The 18,657-nt window shown below is 61.4% G+C and carries 21 protein-coding genes; 6 read left to right on the top strand and 15 right to left on the bottom strand.

Annotation, left to right across the window (positions count from 1 at the left end; translation table 11 throughout):
* Positions 1-32: 32 nt before the first annotated feature.
* From BLP10_RS01640 to BLP10_RS01630, 3 genes are all read left to right on the top strand, one after another.
* Positions 33-1,634 (top strand): MBL fold metallo-hydrolase, encoded by a 1,602-nt coding sequence (locus BLP10_RS01640; protein ID WP_425286930.1) that lies wholly within the window; start codon positions 33-35, stop codon positions 1,632-1,634.
* A gap of 124 nt (positions 1,635-1,758) precedes the next feature.
* Positions 1,759-2,166, top strand: a complete 408-nt coding sequence (locus BLP10_RS01635; protein ID WP_091128760.1) for a hypothetical protein — start codon at positions 1,759-1,761, stop codon at positions 2,164-2,166.
* Entirely contained in the window at positions 2,163-2,480 is a 318-nt protein-coding gene (locus tag BLP10_RS01630) for a c-type cytochrome (RefSeq protein ID WP_091128758.1), read from the top strand. The genes BLP10_RS01635 and BLP10_RS01630 overlap by 4 nt, the downstream gene beginning before the upstream one ends.
* Before the next feature lie 45 nt (positions 2,481-2,525).
* Here the strand turns inward: BLP10_RS01630 and BLP10_RS01625 are convergent, their stop codons facing one another.
* Both BLP10_RS01625 and BLP10_RS01620 read right to left on the bottom strand, forming a co-directional pair.
* Positions 2,526-3,368, bottom strand: a complete 843-nt coding sequence (locus tag BLP10_RS01625; RefSeq protein WP_091130037.1) for a universal stress protein — start codon at positions 3,366-3,368, stop codon at positions 2,526-2,528.
* A gap of 149 nt (positions 3,369-3,517) precedes the next feature.
* Positions 3,518-3,799 (bottom strand): hypothetical protein, encoded by a 282-nt coding sequence (locus BLP10_RS01620; RefSeq protein ID WP_091128755.1) that lies wholly within the window; start codon positions 3,797-3,799, stop codon positions 3,518-3,520.
* 260 nt (positions 3,800-4,059) lie between these two features.
* Between BLP10_RS01620 and BLP10_RS01615 the strand changes: the two genes are divergently transcribed.
* Together BLP10_RS01615 and BLP10_RS01610 are read left to right on the top strand one after the other, a co-directional pair.
* Positions 4,060-4,257, top strand: coding sequence for a hypothetical protein (locus tag BLP10_RS01615; RefSeq protein WP_175493727.1), 198 nt, complete (start codon positions 4,060-4,062; stop codon positions 4,255-4,257).
* 229 nt (positions 4,258-4,486) lie between these two features.
* Complete coding sequence (locus BLP10_RS01610; protein ID WP_342025839.1) at positions 4,487-4,768, top strand: hypothetical protein; 282 nt, start codon at positions 4,487-4,489, stop codon at positions 4,766-4,768.
* A 26-nt stretch (positions 4,769-4,794) separates the two neighbouring features.
* Here BLP10_RS01610 and BLP10_RS01605 read toward each other — a convergent pair whose 3' ends face one another.
* The 8 genes from BLP10_RS01605 to BLP10_RS01570 form a co-directional block, all read right to left on the bottom strand.
* On the bottom strand, positions 4,795-5,811 hold the full coding sequence (locus tag BLP10_RS01605) for an LLM class flavin-dependent oxidoreductase (RefSeq protein ID WP_091128749.1): 1,017 nt from the start codon (positions 5,809-5,811) through the stop codon (positions 4,795-4,797).
* A gap of 152 nt (positions 5,812-5,963) precedes the next feature.
* Positions 5,964-6,998, bottom strand: a complete 1,035-nt coding sequence (locus BLP10_RS01600) for a polyamine ABC transporter substrate-binding protein (RefSeq protein ID WP_244510376.1) — start codon at positions 6,996-6,998, stop codon at positions 5,964-5,966.
* Between the two features lie 14 nt (positions 6,999-7,012).
* Positions 7,013-8,188 carry an NAD(P)/FAD-dependent oxidoreductase gene (locus BLP10_RS01595; protein ID WP_091128747.1) on the bottom strand — a complete coding sequence of 392 codons (1,176 nt, stop codon included), beginning with the start codon at positions 8,186-8,188 and terminating at the stop codon, positions 7,013-7,015.
* Complete coding sequence (locus BLP10_RS01590) at positions 8,185-9,561, bottom strand: FAD/NAD(P)-dependent oxidoreductase (protein ID WP_210183583.1); 1,377 nt, start codon at positions 9,559-9,561, stop codon at positions 8,185-8,187. The genes BLP10_RS01595 and BLP10_RS01590 overlap by 4 nt, the downstream gene beginning before the upstream one ends.
* Positions 9,558-9,848 (bottom strand): (2Fe-2S)-binding protein, encoded by a 291-nt coding sequence (locus BLP10_RS01585; protein WP_091128740.1) that lies wholly within the window; start codon positions 9,846-9,848, stop codon positions 9,558-9,560. The genes BLP10_RS01590 and BLP10_RS01585 overlap by 4 nt, the downstream gene beginning before the upstream one ends.
* Positions 9,849-9,858: 10 nt before the next feature.
* Entirely contained in the window at positions 9,859-10,653 is a 795-nt protein-coding gene (locus BLP10_RS01580) for an ABC transporter permease (RefSeq protein ID WP_091128736.1), read from the bottom strand.
* Positions 10,654-10,657: 4 nt separating this feature from the next.
* Positions 10,658-11,518: an ABC transporter permease gene (locus BLP10_RS01575; RefSeq protein WP_091128732.1), complete on the bottom strand. Its 861-nt coding sequence runs from the start codon at positions 11,516-11,518 to the stop codon at positions 10,658-10,660.
* 9 nt (positions 11,519-11,527) lie between these two features.
* Complete coding sequence (locus tag BLP10_RS01570; RefSeq protein ID WP_091128729.1) at positions 11,528-12,580, bottom strand: ABC transporter ATP-binding protein; 1,053 nt, start codon at positions 12,578-12,580, stop codon at positions 11,528-11,530.
* 180 nt (positions 12,581-12,760) lie between these two features.
* On the opposite strand from BLP10_RS01570, the gene BLP10_RS01565 reads away from it, so the two are divergent.
* Positions 12,761-13,573 (top strand): IclR family transcriptional regulator, encoded by an 813-nt coding sequence (locus tag BLP10_RS01565; protein WP_091128726.1) that lies wholly within the window; start codon positions 12,761-12,763, stop codon positions 13,571-13,573.
* Between the two features lie 70 nt (positions 13,574-13,643).
* On the opposite strand, the gene BLP10_RS01560 is transcribed toward BLP10_RS01565, so the two are convergent.
* The 5 genes from BLP10_RS01560 to hutU all read right to left on the bottom strand — a co-directional run bounded on the left by BLP10_RS01560 (position 13,644) and on the right by hutU (position 18,654).
* Positions 13,644-14,435: an ABC transporter ATP-binding protein gene (locus tag BLP10_RS01560; RefSeq protein ID WP_091128721.1), complete on the bottom strand. Its 792-nt coding sequence runs from the start codon at positions 14,433-14,435 to the stop codon at positions 13,644-13,646.
* Positions 14,432-15,208: an ABC transporter permease gene (locus BLP10_RS01555; RefSeq protein ID WP_091128717.1), complete on the bottom strand. Its 777-nt coding sequence runs from the start codon at positions 15,206-15,208 to the stop codon at positions 14,432-14,434. The genes BLP10_RS01560 and BLP10_RS01555 overlap by 4 nt, the downstream gene beginning before the upstream one ends.
* A 75-nt stretch (positions 15,209-15,283) precedes the next feature.
* Positions 15,284-16,225: an ABC transporter substrate-binding protein gene (locus tag BLP10_RS01550; RefSeq protein ID WP_091128714.1), complete on the bottom strand. Its 942-nt coding sequence runs from the start codon at positions 16,223-16,225 to the stop codon at positions 15,284-15,286.
* Between the two features lie 186 nt (positions 16,226-16,411).
* Positions 16,412-16,990, bottom strand: a complete 579-nt coding sequence (locus tag BLP10_RS01545; protein ID WP_091128711.1) for a HutD/Ves family protein — start codon at positions 16,988-16,990, stop codon at positions 16,412-16,414.
* Complete coding sequence (gene hutU, locus BLP10_RS01540) at positions 16,990-18,654, bottom strand: urocanate hydratase (RefSeq protein WP_091130027.1); 1,665 nt, start codon at positions 18,652-18,654, stop codon at positions 16,990-16,992. Before hutU ends, BLP10_RS01545 begins: the two co-directional genes overlap by 1 nt.
* Positions 18,655-18,657 lie beyond the last annotated feature (3 nt).

The raw sequence follows: 18,657 nt of genomic DNA, 5'->3' as shown, positions 1-18,657 counted from the left end.
CGTCCCGCTTGAACGCTCCTTGCACCCAGGAGATCCATTTGTCCCTTCGCTTGCATTTCTACGGCGCCGCCCGAACCGTAACGGGCTCCTGTTTCCTGCTTGAGACGGACGCGACCCGTGTCCTGGTCGATTGCGGGATGTTCCAGGGATCGAAAACCGAGCGGGAGCTGAACTACCAGCATTTCCCGTTCCGAGCGGCGGGGATCAGCGCACTATGCCTCACGCATGCGCATATCGATCATAGCGGTCTCGTGCCGAAGCTCGTGAAAGCCGGCTTCGATGGCCCGATCTATGCGACAGCCGGAACGGTGGATCTGGCCTCCATCATGCTTCCGGATTCAGGTTACATCCAGGAGGCTGAGGTCAATCAGCTGAACCGCCGCAACAGCCGCAGGGGGCTGGAGACGGTGTCTCCCATCTATACGCAAGAAGACGCCATAGAATCTCTCGAGCAATTCCAGCCCGTGGCCTATGGCCAATGGAGGGATGTCGCCCCGGGGTTCCGTGCCCGCTACTGGAATGCAGGCCATCTGTTAGGCTCCGCCTCCATCGAAATAGAAGTCGCATCCGAGGGGGGCGAGAAGCCGACGCGCCTTTTGTTCTCAGGCGATATCGGCCCCGATCACAAGCTGCTGCAACCCGATCCCGACGGACCTCGCGATCTCGATTACGTCATCCTCGAATCGACCTATGGCGACACGGACCGGGATGCGACGACCATTGAGCGCCGGCGGCGGATGCTGCGGGACGAGGTGCGTGCGGCCATGCATCCGAGCGGTGTTCTTCTCATTCCATCATTCGCGGTGGAGAGAACTCAGGAGCTACTCGTCGATCTCATGGAGTTGATGGAAGCTGGCGAACTGCCGGACATCCCGGTCTTCATCGACTCTCCCCTGGCCTCGAAGGCGAGTGCGATCTTCAAGCGGCATGCCAAGCATCTCAGGAACGGATCCGATCTGGTTCAAGCCCTCGAGTCGCGATGGGTCCGCTTCACGGAAACTGTCGAGCAGAGCAAGTCGATCGACCGCATTCACAGCTTTCACATCATCATCGCAGCCAGCGGCATGTGCGAAGCGGGCCGCATTCGGCACCATCTCAAGGCTTGGTTGTGGCGAGACGAGGCGACCGTTCTCTTCGTCGGATTCCAGGCTCAAGGTACTCTCGGGCGCATCCTGCAGGACGGGGCATCGAAGGTCAGGATCCATGGCGATGAAATCAAGGTGCGGGCCCGAATGCGAACGCTCGATCTCTACTCCGGCCACGCGGATCAACCCGAGTTGAAGGCCTGGCTCACCGAGCGCCTGCCGGTCCGGCGCGGAGTTTTTCTGGTGCACGGAGAGGACCCGGCGCTGAAGGCGCTGCAATCGTCGCTGGCTGATCTGGAGCACGCGCCTGACACGCTGATCCCCGAAATCGACGACGTCTTCGATCTTACGGGCGATAGAGCCGTTCGCATCGACCGCGCCCAACCGCGCATGCCTGGTTCGAGCGCGGGTCACCGGGACTGGCACAACGATTACGCGGAGATGCTTCTCGAGATCAACGATGCCGTCGAGGCTGCTGCCGACAGGAAATCCAAAGGGGTAATCATCCGGCGCATCCGGGATGCTTTAAAGGGCGAAACCATGGATTAGGCTGCTTTTCTCGCTTGAGGCGGACGGCGGATTGATCGGGATCAAGGCCGTCGAGCGGCGTGGCTCTAAGCTTTGCCACAATGGCGAGGTTCGCTTGCGGCACGCCTGAAACCGGGAGGGAAAAGTGCTTTTCCACGTCACGCTTCATTTGGCCCGCAGCAAGGAATTTCCCGAGGGCAGCCCACGCTACGGCTACGAGATTACCGCCCCTCTCGACGCGCAGGGGCATCTTGACCAGGAGGAATGGGCCGGCAAACGGGCTTATTGCCGGGTCCGTCGGTTCTGGGCCAATGAAGGCGAGCGTCAGGGAGTTCTGGTTCATCGTCCGGGCGGAGCCGGCGGAGCGACCTGGATGATCGACTATAACCAGGATCGCCCAGGCGACGAGGAGGCCGGTTATCACCTCCATCAGCACCGTTTCGCAGAAGGCGAATACGTCACCATCCAGGATGACGATGAAAAGCCATATACGTTTCGTGTCGTCTCGGTAGAGCGGGCCGAACCCAGAAGGCCAGAGGAGCAGGGATCATGAAGCGGCTCGTTCTTTTCGGAATAGCCCTCGCATTGGGCTCGTCGGCTGCCATCGCGCAATCCGGTCGCGTGCAGCGTGGGCTTACCTTCGCGCAGACCAACTGCTCCCAATGCCATGCCATCGGTCGTTTCGGTGACAGTCCCATCCCCGAGGCGCCGCCGTTCCGGACGCTCAGCAGCCGCTATCCGATCGAGGATCTCGCAGAAGCCTTTGCGGAGGGCATCACGACAGGCCATCCGTCCATGCCTCAGTTCGAGCTCGATCCGGCGCAGATCAACGATCTGCTGGCCTATCTGAATTCCATCCAGGGCTGATGGATGCAGCCGAGGCGTTTCGTCGAACGCCTCGGCTTTTCATGTTCAATAAGACATGAACAAGGGGACCGGGCAGTCCTTCAGCAGCGATTGCGTCGTTCCGCCGAGAAACATCTCGCGCAGGCGCGAGTGCACATAGGCACCCATTACGATCATGTCGGCCCGGGTCAGATTGGCGTGGTTGCGAAAAGTTTCGGCAACATCTCCATCCTGCGCCGGCAGTGCCAGCACATTCACCGCGATGCCGTGTCGGGCTAGATGCGGGGCGATCTCGGCGCCCGGAACGCTATGCGTCAGGTCCTTTTCGCCTGTGACACTGACGAGTTCGACATGCGAGGCCGTCCGCAGCAGAGGCATGGCATCGTTGAGGGCGCGCGCAGCTTTTGCGCTACCATCCCAGGCTATCACGATCCGGTCGCCTGCAAACGCCTCTCGTCCCTGCGGCACGACAATGAGAGGGCGTCCGCTTCCCGTCAGGACAGCCTCGATGAGGCCCCTGTCTACCGCGGTGGCGACGGGTTCTCCGTCCAAGATCGTCAAGTCATGGGTCCGCGCCAGAGCGGTGAAGCTCTTGACCAGGTCCGGATAAGCCAAGTGCGGCGCCTGGGTGGTGCAGGAAAGGCCCGATGCGGAAGCCGCTCGCTGCGATGCGTCTGCAACAGCGCGGGCAAGAGTGTCGAGGCGCTGGTTCTCGCTGGCCACGAGTTGCTCGGCGAAGTTGCTGATGAAGGCGTGCGTCACCATGAGCTTCAGAGAAGCTGCTTGGACTGTGACATGCGCATCAGCCTCGCGGGCGAGCGAAAATCCATAGGCTAGCGCCGAGGAGCGCTCTTCCCCATCTCCCTCTTCCGTGAGTCCGATCAGAACACTCTTGATATTTTGCAGCATGATCGCCTTTCTCTGGATTTTGCTTGGATGTTCATCCGGCACACGGCGCAGGCTTAGGCTGCTCCTCATGGACCAGGAGCGTATGCACCTCACGAAGAGCCATCGCCTTCATCGACAGGCCCTCTCGGATTCTTTCGCTTCGCCACCGATTAGTTGAAAGAGGCTTTTACCTGCTCCTGCAGTTCCTCGATCTCGACGATGTAGGGTGCCCGGCTCGCCTGATGCTGCCGTTCAAGCTCGGCGACCATCCTGCGCCTGAGGCTTTCCTCCTCCAGGCTGCGTTCGATAACATCGAGTTTTTTCTGATAGGCGACTTCCATATCGGCCAGGATAGCCAATAGCGACTGGAGCCGAGGCAGGATGTTCGGGGAATACATCCGACCACTGCTTGACCGTTGCTCAAAACGCGGGTGGTGCACACCGAATGCCATGGCTTCCTCCGCTGTCGTTCCGGTTCTCAGGCTGTGTCCGCCTAAGCTGCCAGCTGCAAGTTATCAGTACATTCTGATGAACCTGCGGCAGCTTGGCGGCTCCTCAAACCGGACAAGGCCAGGTAACCGTGCAGCATCTCGCGAGAACTTGCCTTGATAGAGATCAAACGAGCGGCCGAAGGAGTGCTATATTTACAATATGCTCATGGACGCGGCGCGGTGGTGATCCTGCGCCGTCCAGCTTGGCAGAGGAGGAAGGCATGATCTCCTGGGTCGTTCGTTTGCTGCTGATTGCCGCAAGTGTCGTGACGAGCTGGTTTGTCGCCAAGGATGCCGTCAACTTCGGCATCATCCAGATGATGGTAGCTCTCCTTTTGCTCACGCTTGTCGTGGCCATATTTGCCTTCTGGCCATCCCGCTGGACGATCAAGCTCAATCGCCTGCCAAAGTCCCGATAGCGGGTAGCGTCCGGCCCTGCACTGGCTGCCGGAACCTTGCAAATTACCACAAGCAAGTGATACGAATGTGCATCAGGGTAGCTTGAAGAGCTCCTTCTCCTGACCCTCCTAAGCATGACCGTTGAAGCCTGCGGTTCTGCCATTCCTCTCCCTGGCGCCTGATAAGTTCGGCCTCTTAGGTCTTTGCGGGCTTTCAGCGTCCTCTTAGCTTCGAAACCAAGCGAACGATTTGGCCCTGCCGATTGTGGAACATGTGATGCTGTTGTCGTGGATGAAACTGGCGATGGAGACAAACAGGCTGGCCGTCGAGTCTCAGCTCGTCATATGGACGCGGCTGACTCAGATTGCTTATGGTCAGGGCACCGTTGCCGAATCCATGCTGATGGTCACCGAGAAAGTCGCGGCTTTTGCGGAGGCTTCAGCCACGATGGCGACCGGCGGCTCGCCACATAAGGTGGTCAAGGGATACCGTAAGCGCGTGCGGGCAAATGTGAGGCGCCTAAGGCGCTGATGATATTCCTTTCTGCTTGCCTGCCGTCACCGCCAGCCTAACGCCGGAGCGACATGCTTCAGGATCGCTTCGATGACGTGGGCATTGTATTCGACGCCGAGCTGGTTCGGCACGGTCAGAAGAAGCGTATCGGCTTCCGCAATCGCCTCGTCGGCTTTGAGCTCCTCCACCAGTTTATCCGGTTCGGCGGCGTAGGAGCGCCCGAAGATCGCGCGCATGTTGTCGATGATGCCGATCTGGTCGCTGTCCTTGCCATGGCCGAAATAAGCCCGGTCGCGGTCGTCCACGAGCGCGAAGATCGAGCGTGAGACTGAAACACGGGGCTCGCGGGAATGCCCTGCCTTCTTCCACGCCTCCTTATAAAGTCGGATCTGCTTGGCCTGCTGGACGTGGAAGGGCTCGCCCGTTTCGTCTTCTTTCAAAGTCGAGCTCTGGAGGTTCATGCCTTGCTGCGCGGCCCATATGGCTGTTGCGTTCGATGCGGACCCCCACCAGATCCGCTCGCGCAGGCCCTCCGAATGCGGTTCGATGCGGAGCAGGCCGGGAGGGTTCGGGAACATGGGGCGCGGGTTTGGCTGCGCAAATCCTTCACCCTTGAGAACGTTGAGGAACACTTCCGTGTGGCGGCGGGCCATGTCGGCGTCGCTTTGGCATTCCTCGGGCTCATAGCCGAAGTAGCGCCAGCCATCGATCACCTGTTCTGGCGAGCCGCGGCTGATGCCGAGCTGGAGGCGCCCGCCGCTGATCAGGTCGGCCGCGCCGGCATCCTCGGCCATGTAGAGCGGGTTCTCGTAGCGCATGTCGATGACGGCTGTGCCGATCTCGATGCGGCTTGTCCTAGCGCCGATGGCCGCCAGCAATGGGAAGGGCGAGGCAAGCTGACGGGCGAAGTGATGGACGCGGAAATAGGCACCGTCCGCGCCGAGCTCCTCCGCCGCCACCGCAAGGTCGATGGATTGCAGAAGAGTATCGCGGGCTGATCGCGTTTGTGATTGTGGCGAGGGGGACCAGTGCCCGAACGAGAGAAAACCGATCTTCTTCATGAGGCGGCCCTATCCGAATACCAACAACGATTCGGCACGATAGCACGCGGATCGGCTGCACAAACCTGGAGCCTCAGTACGCGCCCCAGCGTGCCGTTGCACGAAATGGTGGAGGCGGACGCTTGACGCGTCCGCCTTGCTTTCAAGATGTCTTAGCGCTCGATCGTCTTGTTCCAGCGGCTGTTCCACTCCGGCCGCTTCTCGTTGATCGTGTCCCAGTCGAGCGTGACGGCAGTCTTCATGTACTCGTGGAACTTCTTGAGCTTGGCGTCTGCCTCCGGCGTGGGGGCCTTGGCCTTCACGTTCGAAGGTACGATGTTTCCGTACTGGAGCGCCTTGCTTTGTGCTTCCGGCGTCAGAAGATATGCGGCGAGCTTTTGAGCCAGTTCCGGCTCGCTGTTGTTGGCGATGACGCACTCGGTCACCATCAGAACGACAGAGCCTTCCTTAGGCTGGGCATATTCCACTGGAATGCCCTTCTCCTGGTGAGCCGCCACAGCCGTGGGGGTCAACGGGAAGATCGCGGCTTCTCCGGTCTGCACCATCTCGGAGATCTTGGCCGAGCTGGGGATGTATTCGAGCACGTTCGGGCCGATGGTGTCCTTGAACTTCGCGAAGCCCGGCTCGACATTCTTCTCGTCGCCGCCCTGGATGCGGTTGAACATGAGGAACGCATGCAGTCCGAAGGACGATGCGGCGGCCGACTGGAACACGACCTTGCCCTTGTACTTCGGGTCAGCAAGATCCATCCAGGAGGTCGGCGGAGCCCAACCGTTTTCGTCGAACATCTTCTTGTTGTAGGCAAGACCCGTCATGCCGAGGTCGATGCCAACTGCCATGTCGTCCTTCAGACGGGTTCCGGGAGCCAGATCGGCCAGAGCCGGAGTGTCCTTCACCTTCTCGCAGAGGCCGGCGCCGATAGCGCGTACCATGACGCCGTCGTCGAGAAACATCACGTGCATCTGAGGATTGCCCTTGGCCGCAGTGGCCTTGGCAAGGATATCGGACGACGTGCCCGGCACGACGACGACCTTCACGTTGTTCGCTTTCTCGAACTCGGGAAAGACGTGCTGCGTGTAGGTTCTCTCGAAGTTGCCGCCGTTCATTCCGACATAGAGCGTCTTCGTCTGTGCCTGGGCGGCGCCGGATGCGGCAATGGAAAGTGCAGCGAAGGCTGCGGTCTGCAGAAGCCTGGTCTTGGTCACTTCGATATATCCCTCTCTTGGGGCTCTGGAGTGGAACCCGCAGGAGAGCCCTGGTCCTTGCGGGAAAAACGGTCGATGGCGAAGGCCTCGATCGGCGTGCGGCTCGCACCGTCACGGACGAGTTCGGCCAGAACTTCGCCGACGCCCGGAGCGATCTGGAATCCCGCGCCCGAGAAGCCGAACGCATGGATGAGATTTGGGGTGGTGCGACTGAAACCGATCACGGGGTTTCTGTCCGCCATTTCGCCTTCCGTGCCGCTCCAGAAACGGATGGCGTAGCTGTTGCGCAGGGCAGGGAACAATGCGGCTGCGCGGTTCATGATTGTAACGGCTCCCGACCCCGTCGGTCGCGAGAAATCCAAATCTGTATTCGGCTCCCCGCGCATGCCGCCGACTATGCAGTTGCCGCGATCCACCTGACGGGCATAGATGCCGCCGCCTTCGGCGCCGATATTCGCGCTCATGAAGACACTGACCGGTTCCGTCACGATCATGCTTGGATAGATGCGGCTGAGAGGCACCGGCTCTCCGAACGCCTCGGCGAAGCTGTCAGCCCAGGCTCCGGCGCTGTTGATCACGAACTGTGCCTTGATCTCGATTCCAGGACCCGTCGAAAGATGAAAGCCCTCCGGCACCTTCTCGACGTGGGAAACTGGCGTGTGCTCGAGAACATCCGCTCCAGCCCGGCGGGCCGCAAGAGCGAAGGCTGCCGAAACCAGGCGCGGATTGGCATGTCCATCCCCCTGGCAGAGCGAGGCCCCTACGATATTTCCTGCAATCCAGGGAAACCGTTCCCGAAGCTGATTATGGCCAACCAGCTCAAGGCCGAGGCCCAGATCCGCAACACGCGCCGCATAGGCCTCGAGAGACGCCATCTCCGCCTCTGTCCGGGCGATCTTCAGATGGCCGGACCGTACGAACTCACCGTCTATGCCGATGACTTCCTTGAGGCGGGGCCAGATGGCGTGAGCCCGCTGGGAAAGGGCGATCTGTTCGGGCGGACGTCCCTGACGGCGCACGCCGCCGTAATTGACGCCGCTCGCCTGCGCGCCGCAATACCCCTTGTCGAGGAGGACGACGGAAAATCCCATGCGCCGGAGGGCGAGTGCAGCTGAGCTGCCGACAAGCCCGCCACCGATGATGGCAACATCCTTGTGAAGGGTTCGGCTCATGCGGCCTCTCCATCCGCCGCAATCCCCAGGGGAATGGGTTTGATGGGCGGCTGCGCACGCAGGCGGCCTGCCGCCTCCAGCGGCTGCCCGTGGACATCAGCCAGAATTTCAGCTGCCGCACATGCGCAAATTCGCCCTTGGCACCGGCCCATGCCGACGCGCGTCAGAGCCTTCAGACGATTGAGCTCACGCACTTCCTGCTCGCGCATGGCAGCGCGTGCCTGACCGACGGAAATCTCCTCGCAACGGCAGAGGAGAACATCGTCCGCTACGCTGGCAGCCCATTTATCGGGGAAGGGGAAGGCGATTTCGAGAATGTCGCGGAAGCGCTGGATTCCCGCGAGCCCGCGTTCCAACACAGCAACCCGTTCGCGGTTGACAGCGTAACCCGCGTCCTCGAGGAGGGCGAGGCTGGCGCGCTCTCCCGCAAGCTCTGCGGCGTCAGCTCCGGCAATTCCAGCCCCGTCGCCCGCGATGTATACGCCGCTCACGCTGGTGCGCCCTGCCATGTCACGCTCCGGACGCCATGCGCGATCCCGTTCGTCGAAGACGAAGCGGCATCCGGCGAGATCCGCCAGCTGCGTTTCGGAACGCAGGGCGAAGCCGTAGCCCACGGCATCGCAGGCAAGACGACGTTCCTTGCCTCGCTCACGCCAGACAATCCCCTCGACCCGTGCCTCGCCCTCGATCCGATCGGGCTCGACGCCGAAATGCACTGGGATGCCGCGCGCCATAAGCTCGGCTACATAGCGCATCCCACGCAGCACGACGCCGGGCTGAGATGGAAGGCCGCGCAGAAGATTGAGCTTTGCCGAGAATGGTGCCGTATCGAGGACGGCGGCAACACGGGCACCAGCCTTCACGTATTGCCAGGCAACGAGATAGAGCAGGGGGCCGGAGCCCAGGAAGACAACTTGTTCGCCGATGGCGCAGCCCTGCGATTTCAGAGCAATCTGTGCGCCACCCAGGGTGAATACGCCGGGTATGGTCCAGCCGTGGAACGGAACGATACGGTCCGTCGCTCCGGTCGCGAGGATCAGGTGGCTGAAGTCGAGGCGGCGCGTTCTGCCATCGATGGCCACATCCGCGGACGTGCCACGGACATTCCACACGAGGGTTTGCGGAAAATATTCGATCTTGTCCCTAATCCGCGCAAAGGTTTCGTGAAGCGCAGTCGCCTTGCTTGCCTCCGAGCCGTAAAGGTCGCGCGGCGTGCGCTTATCGGGGGCGAGCCTTTGGCGATAGATCTGCCCGCCGCCCGATGCTGCCTCGTCGACGACAATCGGCTTCAAGCCTGCTTCGACGAGTGCCTGAGCCGCGCGAATGCCTGCGGGACCTGCGCCGACGATCAGCGGGCGAACTGCGTTGCTCACGATCTCTGCTCCGCGAAGGTTCGAAGATTCATCCCCGGCTCGAGAGCCGTGCTGCAGGCGCGGATGCGCTCGCCGTCACTCGTCATGACCCAGCAATCCTGGCATGCGCCCATTTGGCAGAACCCGGCTCGGGGAGAGCCCGAGAAGTCGCTCAGGCGCAACTGGTCGGCCTGGGTGAGGATGGCGGTCAGAACCGTGTCTCCCACGCGCCCCGTACAGACGGTACCGTTCAGCGTGAATGAAATCGGAGGAAGCTCGTGCCGTGCCAGGCGCTTGAGAAGAGCCATATCCGTTTCCTCAGCGCTGCCCGACAAGAATGCGATCAAGTCCGAAGGCGCGATCTAGCACCAGCATGGCCGCAGCGGTGATTGCGATCATCAATGCCGAGACGGCCGCCATCATCGGGTCGATGGACTCTGTCGCGTACATGTACATGCGGACCGGCAACGTGACGGTCGAGGGCGATGTCACGAAGATGGACATCGTCAACTCGTCGAAGCTGTTGATGAAGGCAAGCAGCCAGCCGCCCGTGATGCCGGGCAGGATCATGGGGGCGGTGACGCGGCGAAACGCGGTCCACTCGCTGGCTCCGAGCGTACGCGCCGCCTGTTCCGCGCTGCGGTCGAGCCCGGACAGAGCTGCGAGCACAAGACGCAGGACATAGGGCGTCACGATGATGGTGTGCGTCGCGACGAGCCAGGAGAAGCTTCCGGTCGCACCGATGAGCGCGAACAGACGCAGGAAGGCGACGCCGAGAACAAGGTGCGGAATGATCAGCGGCGACAGGAACAGGGCGTTCAGAAAGTCCCGTCCCGGAAACGTATAGCGGCTGATGGCGAGACCAGCGGGGACGGCGAAGGCGACGGCAAGCGTCGCGGAGAACGTGGCAAGCCAGATGCTGTTCCAGAAGGACGCCATGAAATCCGGATGCGCGAACACGGCCTTGAACCAGCGCAGCGACAATCCGTTTGTCGGCAGGCTCAGCGTGTTTTCCGGCGTGAACGCGACGAGACAGATAATGACGAGCGGCGCCAGGACGAACGTCAGGACGAGAATGTGAAAGAGAAGAGCGATAGGGCCGTTCTTGTGCATGGTATCACCCAAGGGTCCGGCGCGCGCGAGCCTCGACCATGCGGTTGTAGGCCAGCATGATGCAAAGATTTGCGACAAGCACGATGATCGCGATGGTGGCTCCGAGCGGCCAGTTGAGTTCCTGGAGGTACTCGTCATAGACCAGCGTTGCCGCCATCTTGAGACGACGACCGCCAAGCAGGGCCGGAACGGCGAAAGCGCTGGCCGACAGGCCGAAGACGATGAGGCTGCCGGAGAGCATGCCCAACGTGACCTGCGGCATCACCACACGGCGCAGGGCAGTGAAATGCGAAGCGCCGAGCGTCCAGGCCGCAGCTTCCACCATGGGGTCGAGCTTCTGCAAAGCCGTCCACACCGGGATGACCATGAACGGCAGCATCACGTGGACGAGGGCGATGACAATGGCGGTCTCGGTGTAGAGGATTCTGACCGAAGGAAATCCGAAGAGCTGGAGAGCTTGGTTCACGAGGCCTTGCGAACCGAGCAGCATGCTCCAGCCGAAGGTGCGGACGACGACCGAGACGAGCAAGGGGCCGATAATGACGAGAAGGAAGACCGAGCGCCACGGATCCTTCATGCGTGAGAGAATATAGGCTTCCGGAACTCCAATCACGGCGCAGAGGAGCGTGGTTAGCGCTGCGATCCGCAACGTGCGCCAGAAGATCTCCAGATAATAGTCGTCAGTGACGACCGCGATGTAGTGAGACAGCGTGAACGTGTTCTGGATGCCGGTGGAATGATCGTAGGCGTGAAACGACAGAATGAGGGTCAATGCCAGCGGCAGAAGCACGAGGCCTGCAAAGAACAACGCGCCAGGGCCGGCAAGCAGCCATGGAATGGAAATGGTGGGGGAGCGTGAAATCATCTTTCTCCCTCAAGCCGCAGTGGCGGTGCCTGCCATGATGCGCAGGTTGGCAGGTGACCAGTCGAGGCTGACCGGCGAGCCTTCGGTGGGAGGCTCGTTGCCCTGATTGGGAATGGAAACCGTCATGGTTCCGACGGGAGTCTCGACCGTGAAGAGCCATTGACTGCCCAGGAAGAAGCGACTGAGGACGCGTCCGTCGAGGCGTCCCGAGCCCGCATCCCGCAACAGAATCTTCTCAGGACGGATCGACAGCGTGATCGGCGCGCCGGGAGCGATGTCCGGAGCAGATGCTTCCAGCACAACGTTTCCGATTTGCGCGCCGTTGCCGCGCCAAGTGCCGCTCAGAAGATTGGTCTTGCCGACGAACGAGGAGATGAAGGCGTTAGAAGGCTGCTCGTAGAGACGGTAGGGAGCGTCCACCTGCGTCATCTTCCCGTTCTCCATCACGACCACGCGGTCGCTGATGGACAGCGCCTCGGCCTGATCGTGAGTGACCATGATGGTGGTCGTACCGACCTTGCGCTGGATCCGTCGCAACTCGAACTGCATTTCCTCGCGCAGCTTGGCGTCCAGATTGGAGAGCGGCTCATCCAGCAACAGGACAGGCGGCGCGATCACGAGGGCGCGCGCAATGGCGACACGCTGCCTCTGGCCGCCGGACAGCTGACGAGGATAGCGATCGGCAAAGGAGGAGAGCTGCACCAACGAAAGAGCTTCACGGACACGCTCGGTGCGTTCAGCCTGCGGTACGCGCCGCATCTCGAGGCCGAAGGCCACGTTCTGCGCGACGGTCATGTGAGGGAAGAGGGCATAGCTCTGGAAGACGACGCCGAGACCGCGGCGATTGGGCTTCTCGCGGGTGATGTCGCGACCGTCGAGCGAGATGCGGCCGTGGGTCGGTTCAAGCAGCCCTGCGATCATCTGCAAGGTCGTCGTTTTTCCACATCCTGATGGCCCGAGCAGCGAAACGAATTCGCCTTTCTCGATTGTCAGGTCGACATCGCGCACGGCTGTGAACGTACCGAATTCCTTGGAAACCCTTTCGAGCGTCAGGAACGCCATACAGTCCTCCGATCATTGCAAAGCCTCGGATCTCGCGATCCGTGTGAGCACGCTGCCCGGGGACCCATCACGGCGAAGACCTCCGGCCAAGTCAACGAAGAGGTTCCACAGTATGAAATTTTTTTGACATTTCTTCCGCTATTTGAAAGATAGCCTCGGAATAGCAATTGACGGTTTCAAATGTCGGAAGATACAGTATCCGGAACGAGGCGAGCTCTGGGAATCCTCAAGGTTTTGGGGAGTGGAGATCCTCAAGGCATGCGCCTCACCGATATCGCCGCCGCAAGTGAGATCAGCCAGCCCAGCGCCCATCGAGCATTGAAGGCCCTGATGGCCGAAGGCTTCGTCGAGCAGGCCGAGGCCAGCCGGAAATATCGGCTCGCTCTCGACTTCTTCGTGCTCGCGGCGCGCGCGGCGCATGCAGGCGGTCTGCGCCGCGCGGCACGACCAGCGCTCTTGCGTCTGTCGTCAACCCTGAGCGACAGCGTCTTTCTTCTCGTGCGCAATGGCTTTGACGCAGTCTGTCTGGACAGGATCGAAGGGCCGTTCCCAATCAGAACTTTTACGGGCGATATTGGCGGCAAGGTGCCACTTGGGATCGGGCAGGGCAGTCTGGCTATTCTGTCCTATCTGCCGGAAGATGAGCGCGAGACGATCATTCGTTTCAATGTTCCGCGCCTCCTCGATCGAGGAAGCTTCGATGAAGTCGGGTTGCGGATGCATCTCGATAACGTCCGTAAGACCGGATATGCCAGCCTCAACACTGGTTTGATCCCTGGCATGGCCGGTGTCGGTGTTCCGATCCTCGATGCGGAGGGGCGAGCAGTTGCTGCGTTGAGCATCGGGACATTGTTGGAGCGGCTGCAGGGAGATCGCCTGCCGCTCGTCGTCGAATTGCTTCGGAAAGAAGCGGAGGGGATTTCTCGCCAGCTCAATCCCTTTGATCCGACGCTGCGCTATCCGGCCCGGAGCCTTGGAGCCGGATCCGTCTGATCGATCTCAAGAGATGCATCCGCCTCATACGCAGGTTTTTAAGGCCTACGTGAGGCGGATTTTGGAGTCTCTAATGCGCCACGTCGGCCTCGATGGCCTCGTGCCGGATTTCCTCGGTCAATTCGGCTTTCAAGCTGGAGAATTCCGGTGTCGTCTTCATCGTGTAGTGTCGCGGGTGCGGCAGGTCGACAGGGATGTCGGCCTTAATGCGGCCGGGGCGCGCCGACATGACGATGACACGGGAGGCAAGGAAGATCGCTTCCTCGATGTCATGCGTGACGAAGAGAACCGTCTTGCGCTCGCGCTCCCAGATGCCGAGCAGCAGCTCCTGCATCAGGCCGCGAGTCTGGTTGTCGAGCGCGCCGAAGGGTTCGTCGAGAAGCAGGATTTCGGGGTCGTTGGCCAACGCGCGGGCAATGGCGGTGCGCTGCTGCATGCCGCCGGACAGCTGCTTCGGGTAATGGTTCTCGAAACCGCGCAGGCCGACCTTCTCAGTATAGGACGCCACGATGTCCCGACGCTGCGACTTCGCCATGCCCTTTTCGCGCAGGCCATATTCGATGTTCTCGGCAATCGTGAGCCATGGGAACAAGGTGTAGGACTGGAACACCATGCCCCGATCCGCGCCGGGGCCCTTGATCTCGCGCCCATTGAGAAGCACGCGTCCGCCGCTCGGGCGGTCGAGCCCCGCTACGATGCGCAGGAGCGTGGATTTTCCGCAGCCGGACGGGCCGAGAATGGTGATGAAGTCGTTCTGCGCTACCTGCAGGCTCGTCGGCTCGAGCGCACGCACAGGCGCTCCGCCGCGAATGCCGGGAAACACACGCGAGACGTTTTCGATCTGGAGAATCGTGCCGGTCATGCGAGCCTCCAGGCGAAGATCTTGCGGTTGACCGCCTTGAACAGGAAGTCGGAGATCAGGCCGATGACGCCGATGACGATGATGCCGAAAATCATTTGTCCCGTCGCCATGAGCGCCTGGCTGTCGATGATCATGTGGCCGATGCCCGATGACGATCCGATGAGTTCGGCGACGATGACATAAGTCCAGGCCCAGCCCAGGACGAGACGCAGGATCTCCGCGATCTCTGGCGCATTGGCCGGAATGAGCACGCGTTTGACGACACCCTGATCGCTCGAGCCCAACGTATAGGCGGCCTCTACCAGATCGCGGCGGGTATTGCCCACGGCGACGGCCACCATCAGAATGATCTGGAAGACCGAGCCGATGAAGATGACGAGAAGCTTCTGCATCTCGCCGATGCCTGCCCACAGGATGAGCAGCGGCACGAAGGCGGATGCGGGAAGATAGCGCGCGAAGGACACGAACGGCTCGAGAAACGCCTCGAAGGATTTGTATGCCCCCATGAGGATGCCGAGGGGCACGGCGATGATCGCCGCCATGATGAAGCCGCCGACCACGCGCCAGACTGTGATGCCGATATCGCTCAGGAACCCGAAGCGCGTGAGCAGCAGCCACCCGTCCTGCAACATGGTGATCGGGTCTGCGAGGAAGGTGCGCGAGACGAAGCCGCCAAGGGTCGCAAAGGCCCAGGCCGCGAAGAAGAGCACGAAGAAGGAGATGCCGAGCGTAATACGCGTGCTCTGGCCGACAGGTTCGAGAGGACGAGGCATTAAGAAATTGCTTCCGGACAGCAAGGATGGGCGGTCGAGCGGTAGCTCACGGAGAGCTACCGCCGTGAGTGTGCGTTACTGGATGAAGCTCGTATCCGCGAGAGCTTCCATATCCGGCTTCTGCTTGATGACGCCGGTTTCGAGCAGCAGGTCCGCAGCTTCCGCCGAGAAGGTCTTGAACTCGCCTGCGAAGAATTTCTTGTTCGCTTCACGGTCCTGCCAGCGCAGGAACTGAGCCGACTTGCCGAAGGCTTCACCGGTCTGTTTCACGTCGGCGCCCATGATCTCATAGGCTTTCGCCTGATCCTTTGCGATCATGTCGACAGCGTCGAAATAGCTGTCCGCCAGAGCCTTAGCGGCCTTCGGGTTCTCCGTCAGGAATTTCGGCGTGCAGCCGAAGGTGTCCATCACAGCCGGATAGTCGAGGGTGGTGGCGATGATCTTGCCGGATTGCGGCGCGGCGCGCACCGATGAGAGATAGGGCTCATAGGTCATGGCCACATCGTTCTGCCCGGCAATGAAAGCCTGGGCGGCGGGGCCCGGCTCCATGTTGACCACCGTCACGTCCTTCACCGAAAGGCCGTTCTTTTTCAGCATCCAGGAGAGCACGAAATAGGGGGACGTGCCGGGAGCAGAGGCCGCGACCGTCTTGCCCTTGATGTCCTTGATGGAGCCGACGTCGTTTCTCACCACCATGCCGTCCGCGCCATAACTCTTGTCGAGCTGGAAGATCTGCTTGGTCGGCACGCCGTTGGCATTCCATACGATCCAGGTTTCAACGGTCGTGGCGGCGCACTGAATGTCGCCCGACTGAATCGCAAGGTGGCGGCTGGCCTGGGGAACCTTCTTGATCGTGACGTCGAGCCCGTTCTTCTTGAAAATGCCGGCCTCTTTCGCGAGCGTGAGGGGCGCAAAGCCCGTCCAGCCCGAAATACCGATGGTCACCTTCGTTTCCTGCGCCGCGGCTGGCCCTATCGCCAGCGCCAACACGGCCAATCCACCCATTACCGACTTCATAGCAGCCTCCGTTGCTTTCAAATCCTCTGGCCCGTTCTGTCGACTGCATCCCTTGAGGGATTTTGATCCTGCTGCGTCGAAGGTTTTTCCCGAGCGCGCGAATGGCAACATGCCGTAACGACAATGTCAAATGTATAGACATTTCCCGCTGCCACTGTTTTAGGCACCTCCCGCTGAAATTGGGCGCTACGCCGGATCGGGTTCGATCTCCACGAGAATGGCGCGGCCAGAACCGGAGATCTGCAGGAGGTCCTGCGTAGGCTCCAGCATGAGGGTATCCATGGCCTGAAGCGAATGGAGCATCGAATGGACCGTCACGTCGAAGGAGCCGTCGAGGGCTACGAGGGCAGCCGCCACGGTGTCTTCCGACAAAAGTGCGACGCCGGATTCCACGAACCGGGTCCGATGCCGGAAACGTCCACGGCGCGTCATCACGTTCAGGTCGCGGATCGGACCTGAGAGAAGATGCCCGGTTGTGATGTTGTCGCCTGAGAACGAGAGCTTCGGAGAGGCGCGATCCAGCTGATAGGCAATGCCCTCCACGTCGAGCTCGATGCCGTCCCCCTCGACCAGGATCAACGTGCGGTCGATGCCGGGGAACAGGGAGAACGGCCCGTCGGACGCGACATCGGCCATGCTGATGCGCCAGCTGAAGGAGTCGAAGCCCGAGCCCTCCGGGAAGGCGGCGACCTCCGCAGTGGTGCCGCCGCCATTCCTCCAGGGAACGCGAACAAGATCGCGGTTTCGGATCACGCGATCCTTCATCAGCGCAGGCTCGGCAGGTTGAGACCATGCTCGTGGGCGCAGTCGATGGCGATGTCATAGCCCGCATCCGCGTGGCGCATCACGCCGGTGGCGGGATCGTTCCAGAGCACGCGCTCGATGCGCTTGGCGGCTTCCGGCGTGCCATCGCAGACGATGACCATGCCTGAATGCTGCGAGAAGCCCATGCCGACGCCGCCGCCATGGTGCAGCGACACCCAGGTCGCACCCGAAGCGCAGTTGAGGAGGGCGTTGAGCAGCGGCCAGTCTGACACCGCGTCCGAGCCGTCCTTCATGGCTTCCGTCTCACGATTGGGGCTGGCGACGGAGCCGGAATCGAGATGGTCGCGACCGATCACGATGGGGGCCTTCAACTCGCCCTTCGCCACCATCTCGTTGAAGGCGAGGCCGAGGCGATGGCGGTCGCCGAGGCCGACCCAGCAGATGCGCGCGGGAAGGCCCTGGAACTTGATGCGCTCCTTTGCCATGTCGAGCCAATTGTGGAGGTGCTTGTTGTCCGGCAGCAGCTCCTTCACCTTGGCGTCGGTCTTGTAGATGTCTTCCGGATCGCCCGAGAGTGCAGCCCAGCGGAACGGGCCGATGCCCCGGCAGAAGAGGGGGCGGATGTATGCCGGAACGAAGCCAGGGAAGTCGAAGGCGTTTTCCACGCCTTCCTCCTTAGCCATCTGACGGATGTTGTTGCCGTAATCTAGGGTTGGCACTCCCGCCTTGTAGAAATCGAGCATGGCGCGCACGTGCTCGGCCATGGATTCCTTCGCCGCATGCTCGACAGCCTTCGGGTCTGTTTCACGCTTGGCTTCCCATTCCGCCAGGGTCCAGCCTTTCGGCAGATAGCCGTTGATCGGATCATGCGCGGAGGTCTGGTCCGTCACGGCATCGGGACGGATGCCGCGCCGGTAGATTTCGGGGAAGATTTCTGCGGCGTTGCCGAGAAGGCCGACGGAAACCGGCTTCTTGTCGCGGCAGGATTGCTCGATGATCGCCATGGCCTCGTCGAGAGTATCGGCGCGCCGGTCGAGATAGCCCGTGCGCAGACGCATCTCGATGCGGCTCGGCTGGCACTCGACGGCAAGGCATGAGGCGCCCGCCATCGTCGCCGCGAGCGGTTGCGCGCCGCCCATGCCGCCAAGACCTCCTGTGAGAATCCAGCGGCCCGAGAGATCGCCGTTATAGTGCTGGCGCCCCACTTCCACGAAGGTCTCGTAAGTGCCCTGCACGATGCCCTGGGTGCCGATATAGATCCAGGAGCCGGCTGTCATCTGGCCGTACATCATGAGGCCCTTGCGGTCGAGTTCGTGGAACTTGTCCCAATTAGCCCAGTGCGGCACGAGGTTCGAATTCGCGATCAGCACGCGGGGTGCATCCGAATGGGTGCGGAACACGCCGACCGGCTTGCCGGACTGGATCAGAAGCGTCTCATCCGTTTCCAGATTTTTCAAGGCGGCGACGATGCGGTCGAAACTGTCCCAATCGCGCGCCGCGCGGCCAATGCCGCCATAGACGACAAGTTCGCCGGGTTTCTCGGCGACGTTCGGATCGAGGTTGTTCATCAGCATGCGCAGGGGCGCTTCCGTCAGCCAGCTCTTGGCCGAGAGTTCGGTGCCGTGGGCGGCGCGGATTACGCGGGCATTGTCGATGCGTGTCATGGA

This window comes from Microvirga guangxiensis (genome assembly GCF_900102135.1).
In the GTDB taxonomy this organism is placed as follows: domain Bacteria; phylum Pseudomonadota; class Alphaproteobacteria; order Rhizobiales; family Beijerinckiaceae; genus Microvirga; species Microvirga guangxiensis.
This window is presented reverse-complemented; position numbering and strand designations above follow the sequence as displayed.